Below are 470 nucleotides of genomic sequence, written 5' to 3'. Positions count from 1 at the left end.
ACCATTTGGGTACATCCTTACAATAAAACCCAATCTTTAAATCTGAAAAATGCCCAATGAGAAATTATCAACCTCAATATTTTTAATATTAAACTCATTATTAAACATGAATTTGATACTTTCTTTCCCTATAGCATTTTCAAACCACACATCAGCGCCTCACGAACAGTTATAGTGCCCACAAAAACCTCCTGATATAAATCCCAGCATAATCACCCTATCTCTGCGAGCGAGTTTCAAACTTTAATATTTGCTTTTCAAATACCATTGGATAATGATGGGATGTTTTTTCAATGAGTTTATCAACATCTTCCCCTGTAAATCTTGTAACTCCACTCAATAAGTGAGAATTATTATATTCATTCACCCCTGTTAGAATGAAATATCTCTCTGATGTCAGAGTTTCGCCAAAGTGTAATTTACAAGAAATACTACACTCATCATTATACGATTTTATCAACCCTAACAGT

At 33.0% G+C, this 470-nt stretch carries 1 protein-coding gene; it reads right to left on the bottom strand.

The window, feature by feature from the left end; genetic code table 11:
- Positions 1-217: 217 nt before the first annotated feature.
- On the bottom strand, positions 218-470 hold a 253-nt coding region (locus tag DVK07_RS24125; protein ID WP_233565629.1), incomplete at its 5' end, for a hypothetical protein.

Origin of the sequence: Halorubrum sp. Atlit-26R, from assembly GCF_003666015.1 — an archaeon.
Lineage (GTDB): Archaea > Halobacteriota > Halobacteria > Halobacteriales > Haloferacaceae > Halorubrum.
This window is presented reverse-complemented; position numbering and strand designations above follow the sequence as displayed.